The 17,763-nt window shown below is 61.1% G+C and carries 14 protein-coding genes and 1 pseudogene; 3 read left to right on the forward strand and 12 right to left on the reverse strand.

Going from position 1 to position 17,763, the window contains the following annotated elements:
- Positions 1-30: 30 nt before the first annotated feature.
- Positions 31-309 (reverse strand): hypothetical protein, encoded by a 279-nt coding sequence (locus ACVWWJ_RS15970; RefSeq protein ID WP_456968661.1) that lies wholly within the window; start codon positions 307-309, stop codon positions 31-33.
- Between the two features lie 432 nt (positions 310-741).
- Between ACVWWJ_RS15970 and ACVWWJ_RS15975 the strand changes: the two genes are divergently transcribed.
- Entirely contained in the window at positions 742-1,761 is a 1,020-nt protein-coding gene (locus ACVWWJ_RS15975) for an IS110 family RNA-guided transposase (RefSeq protein WP_456969725.1), read from the forward strand.
- A gap of 485 nt (positions 1,762-2,246) precedes the next feature.
- On the opposite strand, the gene ACVWWJ_RS15980 is transcribed toward ACVWWJ_RS15975, so the two are convergent.
- Positions 2,247-2,558 (reverse strand): hypothetical protein, encoded by a 312-nt coding sequence (locus ACVWWJ_RS15980; protein WP_456968662.1) that lies wholly within the window; start codon positions 2,556-2,558, stop codon positions 2,247-2,249.
- Positions 2,559-2,579: 21 nt separating this feature from the next.
- The gene (locus tag ACVWWJ_RS15985; protein WP_456968663.1) at positions 2,580-3,113 is read right to left on the reverse strand and encodes a hypothetical protein; all 534 of its coding nucleotides are present in this window, start codon (positions 3,111-3,113) and stop codon (positions 2,580-2,582) included.
- A gap of 336 nt (positions 3,114-3,449) precedes the next feature.
- On the opposite strand from ACVWWJ_RS15985, the gene ACVWWJ_RS15990 reads away from it, so the two are divergent.
- Positions 3,450-4,118 (forward strand): DUF2975 domain-containing protein, encoded by a 669-nt coding sequence (locus ACVWWJ_RS15990; RefSeq protein WP_456968664.1) that lies wholly within the window; start codon positions 3,450-3,452, stop codon positions 4,116-4,118.
- Between the two features lie 5 nt (positions 4,119-4,123).
- The gene (locus ACVWWJ_RS15995) at positions 4,124-4,363 is read left to right on the forward strand and encodes a helix-turn-helix domain-containing protein (RefSeq protein WP_456968665.1); all 240 of its coding nucleotides are present in this window, start codon (positions 4,124-4,126) and stop codon (positions 4,361-4,363) included.
- 13 nt (positions 4,364-4,376) lie between these two features.
- On the opposite strand, the gene ACVWWJ_RS16000 is transcribed toward ACVWWJ_RS15995, so the two are convergent.
- The 9 genes and pseudogenes from ACVWWJ_RS16000 to ACVWWJ_RS16040 all read right to left on the reverse strand — a co-directional run bounded on the left by ACVWWJ_RS16000 (position 4,377) and on the right by ACVWWJ_RS16040 (position 17,672).
- Complete coding sequence (locus ACVWWJ_RS16000; RefSeq protein ID WP_456968666.1) at positions 4,377-5,900, reverse strand: glycoside hydrolase family 2 protein; 1,524 nt, start codon at positions 5,898-5,900, stop codon at positions 4,377-4,379.
- Between the two features lie 479 nt (positions 5,901-6,379).
- Positions 6,380-8,752: a GH92 family glycosyl hydrolase gene (locus ACVWWJ_RS16005; protein WP_456968667.1), complete on the reverse strand. Its 2,373-nt coding sequence runs from the start codon at positions 8,750-8,752 to the stop codon at positions 6,380-6,382.
- Positions 8,753-8,819: 67 nt separating this feature from the next.
- Positions 8,820-12,011 (reverse strand): TonB-dependent receptor, encoded by a 3,192-nt coding sequence (locus tag ACVWWJ_RS16010; RefSeq protein ID WP_456968668.1) that lies wholly within the window; start codon positions 12,009-12,011, stop codon positions 8,820-8,822.
- Positions 12,012-12,747: 736 nt separating this feature from the next.
- Positions 12,748-13,593, reverse strand: a complete 846-nt coding sequence (locus ACVWWJ_RS16015) for an SAM-dependent methyltransferase (RefSeq protein WP_456968669.1) — start codon at positions 13,591-13,593, stop codon at positions 12,748-12,750.
- Positions 13,594-13,626: 33 nt separating this feature from the next.
- Complete coding sequence (locus ACVWWJ_RS16020) at positions 13,627-15,447, reverse strand: tetratricopeptide repeat-containing diguanylate cyclase (RefSeq protein ID WP_456968670.1); 1,821 nt, start codon at positions 15,445-15,447, stop codon at positions 13,627-13,629.
- Between the two features lie 12 nt (positions 15,448-15,459).
- Positions 15,460-15,786, reverse strand: coding sequence for a hypothetical protein (locus tag ACVWWJ_RS16025; RefSeq protein ID WP_456968671.1), 327 nt, complete (start codon positions 15,784-15,786; stop codon positions 15,460-15,462).
- Between the two features lie 284 nt (positions 15,787-16,070).
- Entirely contained in the window at positions 16,071-16,838 is a 768-nt protein-coding gene (map, locus tag ACVWWJ_RS16030; protein WP_456968672.1) for a type I methionyl aminopeptidase, read from the reverse strand.
- Positions 16,822-16,887, reverse strand: a pseudogene (locus ACVWWJ_RS16035) (TA system antitoxin ParD family protein); the annotation flags it as partial. The pseudogene ACVWWJ_RS16035 and the gene map, both read right to left, overlap by 17 nt.
- A 35-nt stretch (positions 16,888-16,922) precedes the next feature.
- Positions 16,923-17,672, reverse strand: coding sequence for an SDR family oxidoreductase (locus ACVWWJ_RS16040; RefSeq protein ID WP_456968673.1), 750 nt, complete (start codon positions 17,670-17,672; stop codon positions 16,923-16,925).
- Between the last annotated feature and the right edge of the window lie 91 nt (positions 17,673-17,763).

Below are 17,763 nucleotides of genomic sequence, written 5' to 3' on the forward strand. Positions count from 1 at the left end.
TTAAGGCTGCCCACCTCCCCCATCAACATCTCAACCGTGGTCGCCCTTATCCCAACACATCCGCGCATGCGCCTGCGCCGTGCATTGCACCCCCATGTGAGTCAGCGCACAAATCGCCTCCAACCCATGCGCCACACGCTGGCAGTCCACCGTCTCCGACTCATGAATAAAGTCAGCCAGTAGACGCGTAAGGCTCCGCGCGTACTGCAACCACTCTGTAGCCTCATTCATCAGGTCATGCGATGTCGCTTCCGGATCGACTTGGTAGTGAAAACCGGGATGCGTGTGTTGTCCATTCGATGTGGCCATGTCGTTCTCCTTGAATACCGGCCTGCCCCGCATCCAGGTGCGGCACGCCACATAACGCAGCGTGCCGCAGATCTAACGGATTCGCGGGTTCATCAGCTGCCCGTGACCGGGCGCCGTGCGGCGTGATTGACGAAGTGTGTTGCGGCGGCAGTTCCCGTTTCTCGGATCACACGGCAACCTGCCGTGTAGCACAGCCGAGAAAAAACTCAGGGAAACGGCTGACGCCGCGGTTCTTCAACCGTATCTGCAGGGACTGCAGAGCGTCCGGTGACCGATGGGGATGTCGCCGGGGGGATCCAGCGGGCGAGCGGGTAATGGAATGGACGCCTCCTGCCTCGCCCCGGCGCCAGATATCGGATGCATGGGATTTTGCTTAGAAAGGTGGTAAACCGCGATTACAACGATGCCGCCGGAGGGTGTGCCATGAAATCCATCGCTCAAACCATGATAGGTGTGGATATCGCCAAGCAGGTATTCCAGGTTCACGAAGTGAACGCTGAGACAGGCGAGGTCATTCGCAGGCAGATCAAGCGCGCGAAGTTCCTGGATTACTTCGCCAATCGGCAGAGTTGCCTGATTGGCATGGAGGCTTGCGGCGGTGCGCAGCATTGGGCGCGCAGGCTGATGGCGCTGGGGCATGCTGTCAAATTACTCCCCGCTCAGCACGTACGACCGTTTGCTGTAGGCAACAAAAACGACGTCGCCGATGCCCAGGCGATTTGGGTCGCCATGCTTCAGCCAGGCATCCGCGCGGTAGCCGTGAAATCCGAGGCTCAGCAGGCGGTGCTGGCACTACATCGGATGCGACAGCAACTGGTGAAGTTCCGCACTGCGCAGATGAATGGGCTACGCGGTCTGCTGGCCGAGTATGGTGAGGTGATGCCGAAAGGCCGTGCTGCGCTGACAAAAATGATTCCGCTTGTACTCGGGCGACTCACGGATCGATTGCCGACCGTGTTAATCGAGACACTACGCGAACAGTACGCGCGCATTGGGCAGATGGAAGGTCAAATTGCCGATATCGAGCGCAGACTGCAGCTCTGGCACCGAGAGGATGAAGACTGTCAACGGATCGCGGCGATTTCTGGCGTGGGGTTGCTTACCGCCACCGCCGCAGTGGCCTCCATGGGTGATCCGCGAGCTTTTCGTTCTGGCCGGGAGTTCGCCGCCTGGCTTGGCCTGGTGCCTCGGCAGACCGGCACAGGAGGCAAAGTGAGACTCTTAGGCATCAGCAAGCGAGGCGACACCTATTTACGGACGTTGTTGATTCATGGAGCACGCTCGGTACTGGTACACAGCCGAACCCCGTCACCATGGATCACTGCCATCCTTCAGCGACGCTCGCTCAACGTGGCGGCAGTAGCGCTCGCCAACAAAATGGCGCGCACGGTATGGGCACTCATCGCCCATCGACGAATCTATCAATGCGGGCATGTGAGTCAGCCTGCGTAGGCTGGCCAGCCATCGTTTTCCTCTTTCAAGCGTTGTGCAAGGTACGCCACGACATGATGGGCCAACAGGTCGGACCGTGATCCACCAAACCTGAATACGGTACTGGACTTCGAGTCCTTGCGAGTAATGAGGCGTGGGTCAGCTGATTCCATCAGGGCCAGCAGGTATCGCATTCGAGCCTGCACGACAGGCCGTATACATAACCGCGACCGCGCTCTGTTGCTACATCACGTCGAAGGACCTTGCCAAACGGGAGGCGTCCATACATACCGTATGATCGATGGCAGCCACGAGTGACTCCTTACAAGTTGATTGTGGTCAGCAGGCCGGGGGTGCTCGAACACCCTCGGTCTGCGCTTTCACCGCGTGAAGCGATGGGTTGTCTGCGAGGCTTGCACAGCATCGACGCAGACAACGAAACAGACCGTATCAAATCAACCTTGGGTTGTCTGTAGCGATTGTCCTTCTGTCTCAAGGACCTGCCGCTATTCCAGATCCAGCATCAATAAATAGCCTCCGCGGGTTGTCGATCCGCGCATTTCGATGCATACGTGGAGATACGCCTCGACGGCTGACTGGGCGACCTGTCCCGCACCACTCATGCCGCGTTGATGCTCATCGCAACCGGTCGCTCGCTCCAGCCGAAGCGAAAGGAGGTGGGCGGATACGTTCAATGCGCTCATGACATAGACATGCGTACTGAGCGCGATCATGCAGACGATCGCTCCTCCCGCCAGAAGGCCGAGCCATCGAAGTGCTGGTACGAATCGATCGGTGCGGTTGATGCTCGAATTCATGGGAATCCTGATTTCATAAGGTCAAAGCCCGGCACGACGAGCGCGCTCGGCATTCTCGGCATCCATCGCCTTCAGCGGCGTATCGGAAGGACAGCCTTGCGGAACGCGGGCGTCTGCGCGGTAAACGGCGACGCATGCCGCTTCATTGGGCGGCGCCTGGGCATCGGGCATGTCGTTCGCCAGGCTCCTTGCGGGAGCCATGCTGAGACGGGTGTCGCCGTCCTTGGCCGCCGCTTTCGAAGGCGGATCACCAAAGCCACACCCGCCACCCAGTGGACCGACGGCGCAATGCATCCGGACGCCATGACCGAAGTCCACCGTTTTCTTCAGGGTTGCGGCCTCTTGTGCACGACGAAGTCCTCGGCCCACGACGGTTTCGTCGCGCGGCGCCCATGCGTCTTCGAAGCGGGACTTCGTGTAACCGACGACGTCCCGATGCGACATGATGCCGGCGCTATCCGTTGGTTGCGGTGGTGTGTAATCCGGGGTATCCGTCGTGGCGTGGGCTGTCTGCGTCGCAGGGAGGTCGGTCGCCTCGAGACGACCGCGTGTCACCGATGTGGGTTCAGGCGCTGCTGGAGTGTCCGGCGCTGCTGGAGTGTCCGGCGCTGCTGGAGTCGCCGGGGCTGCTCGAGTCTGTGGGGCTGCTGGCGTCTCCGCGGCGGCCGCACTCTTAGGCGCCGACCCAGCCACCGACTCCTCTCGTGTTTTAGCCGGCGTCCGTGAAACGGGCACAGGTGTGGTCCGGGCCGGAAGGGACGGAATCACCCTGGATCGCGATGCCAGCTCGACGAAACGTACCTCCAGCGGAATCTCTCGTGCCGGGGGTACGGCGATGCCGATCTGCTCCTGCGGCCGCATCTCGAAACGGATCGCGAGAAACAGCAGCAGATGGACAGCCATCGCCGACGTGATCGCAAGGCACCGTTCTACCTTGCAATCCACTGGAATCTCCGACATCGTTGCCATGCCGCCAACTTTACGGAGAAAGTTTACTGTTTAACAGTAAACTTTATGTACTTAACAATGATTATTGATTGTGCTAAGGCCAAATCGCGGGCCCGGTGGCTCCGCTATGGCGTGCTCGTCGTCATGGCGTGCATCGTGCTCACCAACATCGCTTTGGCCTTGCCGGGCGGGTGGGAAACGGCCAACGGGTATGTCGAGATCACCCGGTCGTTCACGCGAGCGCTGGCGGATCATCCCCACCTGCTGACGCTCGAAATAGCGCTGGAGTCGCTCATCTGCCTGGTGGGTCTCTATCGGCTGACGAAGCTGCTCCGCTTGTTCGAGAGCGGCGAGTTCTTCAGCGTTCGCGCGGTGCGGCATCTGCGGGCTTTCGCGCTGTCGCTCCTGCTGGTCACCCTTGCCGGATGCTTCCTTCCGCCGATCGAACTGCTGACTGCCCGCCTTCTCGGCGTTGGCCATGTGACCGCTATTGCGGTGGACATCGACAGTAACGATGTCTGGTCCGGCATGATCAGCGCCGTGTTTTTCGTCATTGCCCTGATCATGGGTGAGGCCGGAAAGCTTGCCGAAGACAACGGGCTGATCGTTTAACAGCCATGCCTATCGTCATCAACCTCGACATGATGCTCGCGCGGCGGAAAGTGAAGTCGCGCGCCCTCGCTGCCTATGTGGGCATCACGGAGCAGAACCTGTCCCTGCTGAAATCCAGCAAGGTGCGAGGTATTCGCTTCGGCACCCTGGAGCGCATCTGCGAATACCTCGACTGCCAGCCTGGCGACTTACTCGAGTACCAGCCTGGCGAATCGCCGGATGACGATTCGGACGGGCCGGTCTAGCAACGTGTAGCGATCAGCGCGGTCCACCCGCGCGGATCGTCTCTTCGTTGATCGCGCGCACCCTGCCCTCGTCGACCTTCTCGACCTTGCGATCGTAGGTGTAGAGGCCGTTGTGCTCGCCTTCGACATCCGTGATCTGCGTATAGACGCTGCCTGACACACCGATACCCGGCCCCTTGTCGCGGAGCACAGCGGTATTAGCGACATAACCATCGTTCAACGCCGCGTTGTCTTTCACCGAACCGTACGGATTGATAGCCGTGTTGGGCCAGATGTGGTCGGCGACACCAAGCGTCAGACCACCATGCTCGCCGTCCATCGAAGCACGCGTGGCATCCGGCGCAGGCAGGCCCGGACCCTGGTAGTCATGGACGTCGATGAGGTCCCCTGCTTTCGGGTCGCCCTTGGTGTCACAGCAGTTCGCACCGCTACGCGCATTGACCAGACGCGACGGATCGAGTTTCTTGATCTGATCCGCGAGTTCCGCAGCCGCCGGAATGCTCCACTGCCCCCAGCCTTCGTTGAATGGAATCCAGCCGATGATCGCCGTCTCGCCCTTGAGCTGCTCGACGATGGCAGTGACGTCCTTACGGAAACCCGCCTTGTCGGCATCGCTGAGCTTCTCGTTGTGTCCGTTCGGCAGCGACGGCATGTCCTGCCACACCATCAGGCCGATGCGATCGGCCCAGTAGTACCAACGTGCCGGCTCGACCTTGATGTGCTTGCGGATGGTGTTGAAACCCAGGTCCTTGGTCTTCTGGATGTCGAACTTGAGCGCTTCATCCGTCGGCGCGGTGTAGATGCCGTCCGGCCAGTAACCCTGGTCTAGCGTGCCCAGCAGGAAGGTCGGCTTGCCATTCAATACGACGTGATTGAGCCCACCCACCTTCGCAATGCCGATCGTACGAAGGCCGGCATAGCTGGTCACCTCGTCGCGCTGCTCACCTTGCGCGAGTGTGGCCTTGAAGGTGTACAGGAACGGATCCTGCGGGCTCCACAGGTGCGGCTGCTTGATCGCAAGACGCAGAGGCGCACCAGCCGCCCCGCTCACCTCGCCTACCGGCTTGCCGTCGGCGTAGGCGGTGACATGGAGCGTGGCGTTACCGCTGCTGCCCTGCAGCTTCGAGGTCACGGTGAACGCGTCAAGGCTGGACGCTGGCGTGAACTCGAGTTGCGCGAAGCTCGCGGCGGGCACGGGTTCCAGCCATACGGACTGCCAGATCCCCGATGCCGCGGTATAGAAGATGCCGTCGGGCTTCAGCCGCTGCTTGCCGACCATCACGTTGATGCCATCGACCGGCGCGTGCACGGCGACGATGATCTCCTGCGAACCCTTCGGGCGAAGTGCCTGCGTGATGTCGGCACTGAAGGAGGTGTAGCCGCCGATGTGCTTCGCGACTTCCTTGCCGTTGACGTAGACCGTGGCGTCCTGAGCGACCGCGCCGAAGTTCAGGCGTACGTGCTTGCCTTGCGCGGTGAACGACGCGGGGACGTCGACCAGGCGACGGTAGACCATGAAGTCGGAATGTTTCTGCACGCCGGAGAGCCACCGACTCGATCGGGTATGGCACGAGCACCTGGTCGTTCAGCGATTTACCGAAGGTCGGCGTGGCCTGGCCTTCGGTCGCGGCGTACTGCCAGAGGCCGTTGAGGCTCATCCATGTGGGATGGTCGAGGGACGGGCGGGCTAGTTGGGGGCGCGGGTAGTCGGGGAGTGCGTTGGTGGGTGAGACTTTGGATGTCCATGGGGTGGAGAGGGGGGCGGTTTTGCCGTTCCAGAGGGGGGAGTCGTTTTGGGCTGCCATGGCGGCAGGCGCGGTGCCGAGGGCGATGGCTATGCCTAGCCAGAGGTTCATCTTGGCGGAGTTGGAGCATCGCCGCTGAAGCGGCTCCCACAGTTCTGCCTTGCCCTTCAGTTCTGCCTTGCCCTTCAGTTCTGCCTTGCCCTTCAGTTCTGCGTTGCCCTCCATGGCTGCCTTGCCCCTCATGTCTTCTTTGGTGTTCATTTGTTGATCCTTAGTGCGTCGCGCTTGGGGTCGACATGGACGGCGGGACGTCGTGCGGATCGGTGCCCCAGGTTTTGCTGGGCTCGGGGCCCATGGTGAGTACCAGGGTGGCACCGTTCTCGATGTCGGCGTGGCTGAACCAGGGTTTGGTCCATGGTTTGCCGTTGAGCGTGGCGGACTGAATGTACATGTTCTGCGCGGAGTTGTTGCGTGCGTCGATCTCGAAGGTTTTGCCGTTACCCAGGTGCAGGCGGACGCTGTCGAAGATCGGGCTACCGATGATGAAGTCAGGCGTGGCCGGATCCACCGGATAGAAGCCCATGGCGCTGAGCACGTACCAGGACGACGTCGAACCCTGGTCGTCCATGCCGGGGTAGGCATAGCCGGTGGCATCGCTACCGTAGAGGTCGGCAAGAATGCGGCGGGTCAGCGCCTGCGTCTTCCACGGCTGGCCGCTCCACGCATATAGATACGCGGCCTGCTGATCCGGCTGGTTGCCCTGCACGTACTGGCCGATCACGCCCGTGCAATCGCGGCAGATGCCCTTGGGGTTGTACGGCGTGTTGAAGAACGTATCGAGCTTGGCGTTGAACGCATCGCGGCCGCCGAGGAGGTTCATCAGGCCCTGTACGTCGTGTGGCACCAGCCACAGCGTCGACCAGCCCGAACCTTCCTTCATCATGAAGTTGTAGTACGGCTCGGCGGGATCGAACGGCGAGATCCACTTGCCGTCCTCGGTACGTCCGCGGAAGAAGCCGACCGACGGATCGAACACGTTGCGGTAGTTCCCCGCACGGCGTTCGAACATGGCGGCATCGTCTTTCTTACCGAGACGACGGGCGAGATCGGCGAGTGCGTGATCGTCCCACGCGTACTCGAGCGTCGTGGCGACGCCGGCCTTGCCGCCGGCATAGGGCGGGCTCGGATTGCCCGGCGGGACGATGTCGGAAATCCAGCCGTTCTTGTCGTACTCGGCCAGATAGCCGCGCGGGCCTTTCGGGTCGGTTGCGTTCTTGCGGAGTACCTCGTAGGCACCGGCGTAGTCGAACTTGATGCCGCGCTGCATGGCACCGTCGTAGAGGAAGACGGCGTGGTCGCCGTGGAACGAAGTGTTCATGTAACCACGCTCGCGCGCCCGCTCCAGCTCCGAACGCATGATGTCCTGCACCACCTTCGGCTGGAGAAGCATGAGCAAAACGATCTGGTTACGGCCGGTATCCCAGTACGGCACGGGGCTGTAGAGGTCATACGCCGCGGTCTTGAGCTGGCCTTTGGGGTCGGTGTACTGCTCGCCCTTGCGCGCAATGATGCGTGGACTGGCGAACGAGTGATACAGCGTCGAATAGAACAAGGAACGCTGCTTCGGCGTACCCCCGGTCACCTCGACGCGATCGAATAGCTGAGCCCAGGCAGCGCGTGCCTTGGCGTGCACGCTATCGAAATCGCCATCCGCCGCGTGCAGGCGCTGCGCGGCTTCGTCGGCGTTGTGACCATGGGCGATCCTCACGAGCACCTGGTCGCCCTCCTTCGTGTCGAAGGTGACGTACGCGCCGGCATAGCTGCCGGAGACTGTGCGCTGCCCGATCTGGATGTCTTCGTGACCCAGGCCTTCGCCCTTGTCGTTGACACTCGAGTGGAACGTGCCGAAGGCGGCAAACGGACGCGAGAACTCAGCAACGAAGTACGGACCGTCAGCGTCGTGGTTGCCACGGCTGCTGGTATCGACGCCGCGGATGGTGCGATCACCGACGACTTCGACATCGCCGCCCGAACGACGGAGATTGACCACCACGTTGGAGCGATGGCTCTCCGGGAAGGTGAAGCGCATCAGGCTTGTCCACTGCGTCACCGTGAGCTCGGCACGCGTGTGGAACGTCGCGAGGTCTACGGCGTAGTAACCGGGCGATGCCTTCTCGGTGGACTTGTCGTAGTACGAGGGCGCGTAATCCGGCGGGACCGTCCAGTCACCCACCACCGGCATGATCATCGGCGCGGCGCGTGCGCCATACGTCGAGCCACCGCCGGTGAAGCCGATCATGGCCGGACGGCCATACGCATAGGAAACGGGAACACCCGTGGCGAAGCTGAGGTCGGCGTTGATGTTGACGGGCGCGGCGTCGGTTGAGCTTTGCGGCAGGCTCGCGCCCGGTGAGGTCATGCCCGAATAAAGCGGCTCGCCCGGGGGCGGCGCATTGCCGATGAATTCCTGTTTATCCAGCGGCGCGGTGCCGACCAGCGGATTCGCTTCGTCGACGGATGATGCGGCCGGAGCCGCCTGCTTGCTGTTGCCAGCATGGACCGCGCTGATGCCGCCGAGCGCGAGAACCGAAAGCGCCACCGCAAGCGTGCGGCGGCCATGAAAACGTGGATGAGGGAGAGGCATGCTGTTTTCCTGGGGACGGAAACGAAAGCGGGGTCAGGCTTTCACACCTGACCCCGCCGGACTTTCTTTAACCACCATCACCGAACTTGTAAGTGATGCCTACGTAGTACTGCCGTCCTGCGTATTCGAGGCTGACCAGGCGAGCGGTTGTGTCGCTGCCCAGATACTCGTGCGGTGTCGACTTGGACAGGTTGATGATCGACGCGGTCACCATGAAGTGCTTGTTGAACTCGTAATCACCGTTCAGATCGATCTGGTGGTACGGCGCCGAATAAATCGGCAGGCCTGCCGTCAGACCCTGCATGGTACGGCCGGTGAAGTTATCACTGGCGCGGAGCAGCAGACCGTTCTTCTCGTAGAACACCGACACGTTGGCGGCGTACTTGGCGCTGCCGATCAGCTCGGACTTGCCGACCTGCGTGTCGCCCAGGGAAACCGGGGTTTCCGTGGTGTGGTTGAGCGTGTAGTTGGCGATGTAGCCAAAACCCGATTCCCAGGTGTGCTGCGTGTAGAACTCGATACCCTTGGACGTACCGGAACGGCCGTTGGCATTGGTGCTGTACTGCATGAAGTTCGTCGGTGTGCCGTTGACGTCGACATTGATGTTGTTGACGGTGACCGGTACGACGAAGTTCTTCACCTTCTTCTGGAACAGATCGATACCCACCACCGAATGCGGCCCGTAGTACCACTCGGTCGCCAGGTCGAACTGGGTCGCGGTGAACGGCTTGAGGTCCGCATTGGCGCCGCTGCCGTACCAACCCGGCAACGGGGAGCCGAACTGCTTGCGATCGTTGTAGTAGTCCTGCGTGTAGTTCGTGAGGCTGCCCAGCTGCGCCAGATCCGTGTAGTTGGCACGCGCCAGCGCCTGCGAACCCGCCGCACGAATCACGACGTCGTCGAGGACGTTCCAGGCGATATTGAAGCTCGGCAACAACTTGTTGTAACGCTTGCGCGTGGAGCTGTTGTCGAACGTCTGGACGACCGCCTGCTCGCGCGGCTGATACTGGAAGTCGCCCGGTGCGCAGGCGCCGCCGGCGATGTTCTGTCCCGTGGTCGGGCAGATCAGGATGTTGCCGCCGCCATCGTGGTAGTACACCGCGTTATTGGTCGTGATTTCATCGGCGACAGTGAGGTCCTGACCCGTGCTGACGAAACGCAGACCGACGTTACCGCGGACCGTGCCGGTATCGAAATTGGCCTGGACATAGGCCGCGGCGATCTTCTCCTGGATCGACGACTTGTCATCGGGGTGGTTATAGAGCACCCGGTCGTAGGTCTGGTTGAGATAGTTGTAGTACGCCGGGTAGTTGATCGCCGGGAAGGTGCTGTCGCTGTAGGCCTCGTTGGTGCCGTCGAGCGAATTCGCCTGGAGGAACCCTGCAGGCAGCTGGCCGGCGTTCGGATCGCAGGTCTGGAACTGCAGCGTCGTGCCCTTGCAGTACCAGCGCTGCTCGTTGTTCGTCTGCTCGGCGTGGTTGTCACGGTACTTGAAGCCGAACTGCAGCGACTGCAGCCACGTGGAATCAAACGCCCACGTGAGGTCCGCCTGGGCGAAGTTCTGCGAGTTGCTGGTATTGACCATGTTGGAGCCGGTCGAGCCCAGATCCACCTGGCCCGCACCTGCCAGCATGTTCTGCAACACATCCGGCGAGGCGCTGAGCGTCGGCTTGCCATTGAGCGTCCATGCGGCGCCGTTGCTCCCGTCCACCCACTGGCCGTCGACGAAGTTGCGGGGCTTGGCAGCCATGCTCAACTGTACCGAGGGACCACCGGTGGCCCAGGTACGGCCGAAGTTGAACGACCCACTGAGGCTGCCGCCGTTGTCCCACTCACCTTCGAGGTTGAGGGTCTGCGAGGTGGCCTTTTCAACGTTATAGCTGCCGGTCAGCCACGGAATCTCCGTGGAGCAGGTATCGACCGCCTGTCGAGCGGCACCCGTCGACGGGTTGATGGTTGCATTACAGCCCACGCCCTTGGGCGGCAGGACGTAGTTGGCGCCGGTGACGACGGTGTGCGACGGATCGAACGTCAGGCCATTGGGTGCAAGCAACCTGCCCTGCTGGTCGGCGTAGTTGCTATTGCCGGGCAGGCCCCACTCGGGCACTTCCAGCGTGTTGGTGATCTGGGTCTGTTGGCGCTGGAAGCGGAAGTAGTTACCCGTCAACAACAAATGGTCGATGGGCTTGAACTGCATGGTCGCCTGGGCGCCCTTGGTCTTAAGGTCCAGCTGGTTGCGGCTCGTGGAGAACTGCTGCGGCATCCAGTAGCCCGAATCGACGTTGCCGGCCTGGTCGACGACACCGCCGCCAGACCACAGGTCGAGATTGGGTGCCACGTCAGGACCGTACGGGTTGCCATGTACGTCGGTCGGCGGCGCCGTACATTTTTCCTGGCTCGTACAGTCGTTGCTCCACCAGTGCCAGCTGTCCGCCTTGGCGGTGTAATCGATATCACGGCGCTTCTGGTACGAACCGGCGACGAGGAAGCCGAAGGTCTCGTCCTTGTTCTTCCACGACCACAGGGCCGAGGTCTGCGGCGTGATCTTGCCGCTGTTATCGGAGCCTGCGCCATTGAGGGACACGAAGCCGTCGTTCGCCTTCATTTCCAGCGGGCGGCGCGTATGCAGGTCCACATTGCCGCCGATGCCGCCTTCGTCCAGGCGCGCCTCGAGGCTCTTGTAAAGCTTGATCTCGGAGAACATGTTCGCCGGCATCAGGGTGTAGTTGAACGAGCGCGTCAGGCCGGCCGAGGTGTCGGCCGAGGCCACGTAGTTGCCGTTCAATTCAGTCAGCGTCAACTCCGGCGCCAGGCCGCGGATACTGACCGTCTTGCCCTCGCCCGATTCGCGACTGATGACGACGCCCGGCACGTGTGCCAGTGCATCCGCGATGTTCTTGGCGGGGAACTGCGCGATGTTCTGCGCGTTGATGACTTCGACGATGGAGTTGGCGTCGCGCTTGTCCAGCACGTTCTGGTCGATCGACTGGCGGTAGCTGGTCACCACCACGGCGTCCATGTTGGTCGTACCGGCCGCGGTGTCGTTGGCCTGCTTATCTGCCTTCTTGTCCTTGTCGTCTTTCTTGACTGCTGGGTTGCCCGTCGTTTTCGCGGCGACGGGCGCCGTCGCGGCGGCTGGCGCCGTGTCCTGCGCAAATGCGGTGGCCGGCACCCCTACGTAACCGACCAACGACAAAGTGGCCGCGGCGAGTGCGGCATGAAGAGGCTTACGCTTGAGCATGGTTGGCAGATAAGTCATTAGTTTTTATGTCCCTCAGTGGTGTGCGCCCGTGTGGAATCGGCGCGGTAATCCCCCGTTACATCACTGCAATTGCCCTTTAATCCTGCACGCGCCCTCCTTACCCGAGATCTTTGGATCGATCCAAATTTTTGGCCGTAAACAAGCCCCCCGGCTCGTTTACGGAACATGTTTTGGTTGCCGCACCGCGCCCCGCGGATCAGCGAATGGCGGGCGTCAGACAACACCTTTCCGGGCCGCGATCGTCAGTCGACGAGCGGCAACACGGAGAAGAAACGCGATGATTCGCGCCTAGCGGGTACTACTGGAAATTCGGCGGGAGCGATCCGGGCCGGAGGCAGCAAAGTGCACAATCGCAGGCACGCTGATGATGCGCCGGACTGCAACCATGGAATGACGAACGATGCTTGATTTCATTTGCTGGCTTACCCTTCCCCTAGACAGGCCCGGTGGGAAACCGCCATAGCCAGGGAGGCGCTCGATGCGCAATCCCCTCGGCCTTTCCCACCCCAGTCCAAGTCGTTTCGCTCTTCGCAGCCGCGGCACGGCCCGAATCACATCACGACTTGGATCGATCTAAATCTCCCGGGGACAGATTAAGACGCGAAAGTCGCAAGGAGTCACGCTGCAATGCAAAAATCTTAAGTGGGTTGGGTGTATTCGCAACGGATCAACCGGCCGCCGCTGCGGCAGCCGGTGCACGAACGGGGCACTCTACTAGAGTGTCCCGCCGCCCTCACGTCGTGACGGAGGGTTCGAAGCCAGAACCGTGGATAGCATCGAGTGCGTCAAGACGAGCGCGCCACACGGCGTTCGGTTTCAGGGTCCGCGCCGGCGGGATAACCAGAGTCTCCTGCCCCGTGAACGTGGCGGACACGAAATCACGCAGTGCGATGCGCTGGATATGCGGCCCCTCGATCGGCAAGGTCGGCGCGCGATAGACGATCACCTCGTGGTCGGGTGGGTAGTCCAGACACAGCCGTTCGACAAGCAGCTCGCGGTACGCATCTGGCGTCAGGAAACGGCCAAGCGAGCGATCTCCAACGACACCCAACTGCCACAGAATCACGTGACCCGCTGTGTCGACATTGCGCTCGAAGAAAAGCAGCTGACTCGCCTCCAGATGCTGGCAACCAAAACGCGCCGGATCAATGCCGAGGTCGGCGTAAAGGCAGTCTTCGGCGGATATGCCAGGCTCCATGTACGCCTCATAGCCTTCCCCACGCGCAACTTCAATCACCCTGTGCGGCGACCACGCGAAAATACCCGGATGACCATAAAACACAGCACAAACCCGTTTACCTGCACGCACTTCGGTCATCATCAGCTCGACCCACTCTCGGTAGGTCTTCATTCGCGACTTACCGGGCTTGTAGAACGGCTGGAGGCTGCGGACGTCAGGGTTAAGGCGCTTGAGCCAGAGCTCGACGATATGGTCCGATAGCGCCGCGAAGACAACATCCGCAGTTTCGATGTAGTTACGCGATATGGGGGTCAGATGGGAGCCGAGGGTGATGCCCATGCCGACGGAGGTAATGCTGCCGCGCGGGCCGGTGGCCAGTGCCGAATGAGATGTATTCATAGACTCGTAGGATGCTGAGTTGACTGTGACAAGCTAGGTGGTTCCGTACTCACTTCGAGCGGGGCGCGCCATCATCGGTGTCGCACCTGGGGCCCTTTCTTCCTCATCGCCATCAATAATGACGCGATTGCGGCCCATGTTTTTCGCCTGGTAAAGCGCGGCGTCGGACGCGCGGCACAGCCGCTGAAGATCATAGCCAGACTTATCACTGCTCGCCACGCCGATGCTGGCGGAGAACGGAATCAGAAGATCATCCACGACAAGCGGTGAGGCGGCGAACGCCCGACGGATCCTTTCCGCGATCACGCTGCCCTGCAATCGTGGCGTGTCCATCAGCAACATCCCGAACTCCTCGCCACCGAGTCGCCCGAGCAAATCGGCTTTGCGCAGTTGTCCTTTGCAGATCGCAACCGCGTGCTTCAGCACCGCATCGCCCACAGCGTGCCCATGCGTATCGTTAACCTGCTTGAAATGGTCTAGATCGAGCGAAACCAGACACCCATCGCCCGACCTCTTTTCGAGTACCTGCAACAGGCGAGCGGATTCGCTCATAAAATGCTGGTGATTGAAAATGCCGGTAAGGCCATCACAGGACGATAGCCACTTGAAGCGAAGCTGTGACCGTTTTATTCGGACCATCCACAAAATGACCGAAATAAGAACGAGAGACATCACCGCTATGTAGAGACGACTGGTCTCCACGGCCTTGCCGTCGAGCGCCTGCTGGAGCCGGAGTATACGGTTCTCCTTACTCAGCCCTTCAGTCTCGAGCTTCTCTGCGAGGAAGTGCTGACGCGCGGCCTCGTAAGCGGCGGTCCTGACGTTCGCATCACGCAGGTAGCCTTGGTCCTGAATAACATAGCGTTCGTAGTAGCCAAGTGCGAGGGCATTGTGGCCCTGCGCCTTCGCGATCGAGTACAGAGTGCGGTAGGCGAGTCTCAGTGCTTCGTTGACATCGCCGCTGTGACTCATTGCAACGACCTCCGTCGCGGCTTTCCGAGCTTCGGCCCCACTACCCATCTCTCCGAAAATTTGTGCCCTGGCACTCGCCAGGTCAGTGATGTGTGCGAAGTACCGACTCGCCATGATGGCAGGCGTAATACGTTGGATAACCGCCAGGGCCTCGGCCAGCTTGTGTTCCGCAAACAGGCGGTCCACCAGGATAAGCGAAACGGTATTGGCGAAAATCGGCTGTCTATCCGAGGTGCAGATATCGATCGTCTGCAACAACTCCTGACTATGCGATGTCAGCTGACGAGCCCCTTCAAGGGCGGTCACTTTCTGCACCATGGCCTGGCATAAGGATTGGCCCACCGGTGTAGCGCTAACCATCATGTCGGCGTACTTGAGACCCAGATCAGGCTGGCCAGCGAACGTCAACATCTGCGAAAGATTCGCTAGTAATGAGAACCTGGCAACCGGATCCGTGACATCGGGCAGCGTGTCGGCCGCGCGCGTGGCGATGGCATACGCCTCAGCATACTTGCCCTGGTCAGTCAGGTTATTCATCAGCATGGCAGTAGCACGGGTGGCTACCGCCTCGCTTTCTGCGTGATCCATGACCTCGCGCAGGGCGGCTTCCGCCTCCGGAAGGCGACCTTCGTAATTCGCTTCCCAACCATCGAGAAAGAGCAGGTACGACTTCTCGCTGGACGTTAGGAACGCCGCCTCACGATGTAGGTCAGCCAGCATGCTGACGAAGCGTTCGTGATCCGACGTACGCTGCGCATCAGTCTCAGCGAGCCGGCTGTTGGAAAGCCCTGGCCCCGATTGGTCAGCGTGGACGCACTCTACCTGTGCCCCGATGGACAGTCCCACGAGGAAGAGCCATGACCGCACGCGGCTGAGGGCCATGCGGACTTCTGCTCAGGCTGCGGGCGTGCCGTCGGCATCGTCGGGACGTTTTGCTGGCTCATCGTCCTTGCCATGATCGTGATCGTGATCGGGATGATGGCGCGGGTGGTCGTCGGGGCCGTCGCCCTCATGGCCGCCGGTCTGGCTGCGATGTTCAACGTGCATATGCTGAAGCCCAAGCTCCTTCGCCAGGCCCGTGGTATCACCATTGGTAACCAGTTCTCGCAGGCCCTCCGACGCGTCGTTCGCTTCAAGCACCTTGGCGAGCGCTTCAGGCGAGGCACGCCGCAAAGCGGCATCGCGGCCGATGGCCTCCAACAGTTCAACGGTGTCGCGCATGATTTTCCCCTGGTTCTGTCTGTAATGACGGACCGCAACGATTGCTGTAACGGCAGGTCGCCCGGTTTCTTTAGCGGCGTCTGTCGTAGCCAAGGGCTAGGCGGTCGAGCCGATCTGTCGATAATGCGACAAAACTCACGGTTTCGGCAGTGCCTGTCGTGTAGTAATTTCTCGGGACAGAGCTACGAACATGGCCCCGCGGTGCCTCGCCATGGATCATCTTCTTACGGCGATGCCCTCACGCCATTCGTGCTGGTCTTGCCTGAAGGGAAGCATCCCTCCTGTTATTGCGAATCCAGGTGGCACAAAGCGGCCTCTCCTGGCCTGAGCGTCAGCACCCGCACACCCTTTCGCGTGACCACGACAGTATGTTCAAACTGAGCGGAAAGGCTGCCGTCCCGGGTGTAGACAGGCCATTCCTCCGACTCAGCCGCGATGGCAGCGCGCCCTTGATTGACCATGGGCTCGATAGTGAACACCATGCCTTCCTCGAGCAGGATCCCTGTACCGCGACGGCCGTAGTGAAGTATCTGCGGATCTTCGTGCATTTCCCGGCCGATGCCGTGCCCACAGTACTCTTTCACCACGGTATAGCCATGCGCTTTCGCATGACGCGAAATAGCGTGGCCGATGTCGCCGGCCCGGGCGCCTGGCTTTACCTCGGCGATGCCCTTCCACATGGCTTCGTAGGTTGTCCTGACCAATCGCGGTGCGGCGTAGGACACCTCGCCAATCAGGTACGTGGTGCTGGAGTCGGCGATATACCCGTTCTTCTCCAGCGTGATATCGAGGTTGACGATCTGGCCGTCGCGCAATATCTCGCCTTCGGACGGAACGCCATGACATACGACGTTGTCGACCGAGGCGTTGAGCACATAGGGAAAGTCGTACTGGCCCTTACTGGCCGGACGCGCTCCGAGCTCGTCGACGATCATCCGCTCGACAAGGTCGTTGAGTTCCATGGTGATCCGACCTTCCTTCGGGATCGAATCGAGACGATGGAATACGGAACCAAGCAGCCGCCCCGCTTCCGCGAGTCGGGTTGACCTCACAGAGCATCCCGATGCGAATCCAGAAATTCGCCTGCGCGTTGATCGATCGTATATGCCGCGCAACAGTGCGGATGTCGCCGATCGTTACGCGTGTTCGGCTGCCCACGCCTTGGCATCGGCCCCGGCAGGAATGCGTACCGGCGCCGCAGGGTCATTCACTGCCTGCCACACGGCTTCAGCCACATCCCGCGAGTAAGTCACGGGGGACGACGTGTCCTGCATCATCGCGAACACCTGCTTGACGACGCCCGCGTACGCCTCGTGATCCAGGCCATGCATGCGAGCGCCGGCATTGTTGCCGAAAGCCGTTTCGGGAGAGCGGCCCGGCAGGACAAGGTGCACGCGCACCCCGAACGGGGCGACTTCCTGTGCCATGGATTCGGTATAGGCGTTCACAGCCACCTTGCTCGCCCGATAGGCGGAGATCAGCGGCAAAGGCTTGTAAGTCACGCTCGATGTGACGTTCACGACCACACCGGCCTTGCGCTCGCGAAACTGCGGAAGTACCGCCTGCGTCATGGCCATGGTGCCGAACGTGTTCGTTTCGAAGATGTCGCGCACCATCGACAGGGGCGTGAACTCGGCCGGCGCTGCCCCGCCGAAACCTGCGTTGTTCACGAGCACGTCGATGGGGCCCGCCTTCTCTACGGCGCTACGAATGCTCTCCGGATCGGTCACATCGAGCGGTAGGATGCGCAGCCGATCGGATGCTTCGAACAGGTCCTGGTTCGGCGTACGCATCGTGGCGACGACGTTCCAGTCGCGAGCCAGGAAATAGCGGGCAATCTCGAGGCCGAAGCCGGACGAACAGCCGGTGATCAGAATGGTCTTCATGGGAATCCTTCGTTGGGGGAAAGCGAAGAAACCACGATAGGCCGCACGACGCGAACTTGCTACCATAGGAAATCCGCATTTCTTTAGCAGG

The sequence above is a fragment of the Luteibacter sp. HA06 genome, assembly GCF_054061215.1.

Excerpts from the sequence above, each read along its gene's own strand:
- ACVWWJ_RS15970 (WP_456968661.1), bottom strand. The coding sequence starts at position 309 with ATGGCCACATCGAATGGACAACACACGCATCCCGGTTTTCACTACCAA.
- ACVWWJ_RS15980 (WP_456968662.1), bottom strand. The coding sequence starts at position 2,558 with ATGAATTCGAGCATCAACCGCACCGATCGATTCGTACCAGCACTTCGA.
- ACVWWJ_RS15990 (WP_456968664.1), top strand. The coding sequence starts at position 3,450 with ATGGACAGCCATCGCCGACGTGATCGCAAGGCACCGTTCTACCTTGCA.
- ACVWWJ_RS15995 (WP_456968665.1), top strand. The coding sequence starts at position 4,124 with ATGCCTATCGTCATCAACCTCGACATGATGCTCGCGCGGCGGAAAGTG.
- ACVWWJ_RS16005 (WP_456968667.1), bottom strand. The coding sequence starts at position 8,752 with ATGCCTCTCCCTCATCCACGTTTTCATGGCCGCCGCACGCTTGCGGTG.
- ACVWWJ_RS16010 (WP_456968668.1), bottom strand. The coding sequence starts at position 12,011 with ATGACTTATCTGCCAACCATGCTCAAGCGTAAGCCTCTTCATGCCGCA.
- ACVWWJ_RS16015 (WP_456968669.1), bottom strand. The coding sequence starts at position 13,593 with ATGAATACATCTCATTCGGCACTGGCCACCGGCCCGCGCGGCAGCATT.
- ACVWWJ_RS16020 (WP_456968670.1), bottom strand. The coding sequence starts at position 15,447 with ATGGCCCTCAGCCGCGTGCGGTCATGGCTCTTCCTCGTGGGACTGTCC.
- ACVWWJ_RS16025 (WP_456968671.1), bottom strand. The coding sequence starts at position 15,786 with ATGCGCGACACCGTTGAACTGTTGGAGGCCATCGGCCGCGATGCCGCT.
- ACVWWJ_RS16040 (WP_456968673.1), bottom strand. The coding sequence starts at position 17,672 with ATGAAGACCATTCTGATCACCGGCTGTTCGTCCGGCTTCGGCCTCGAG.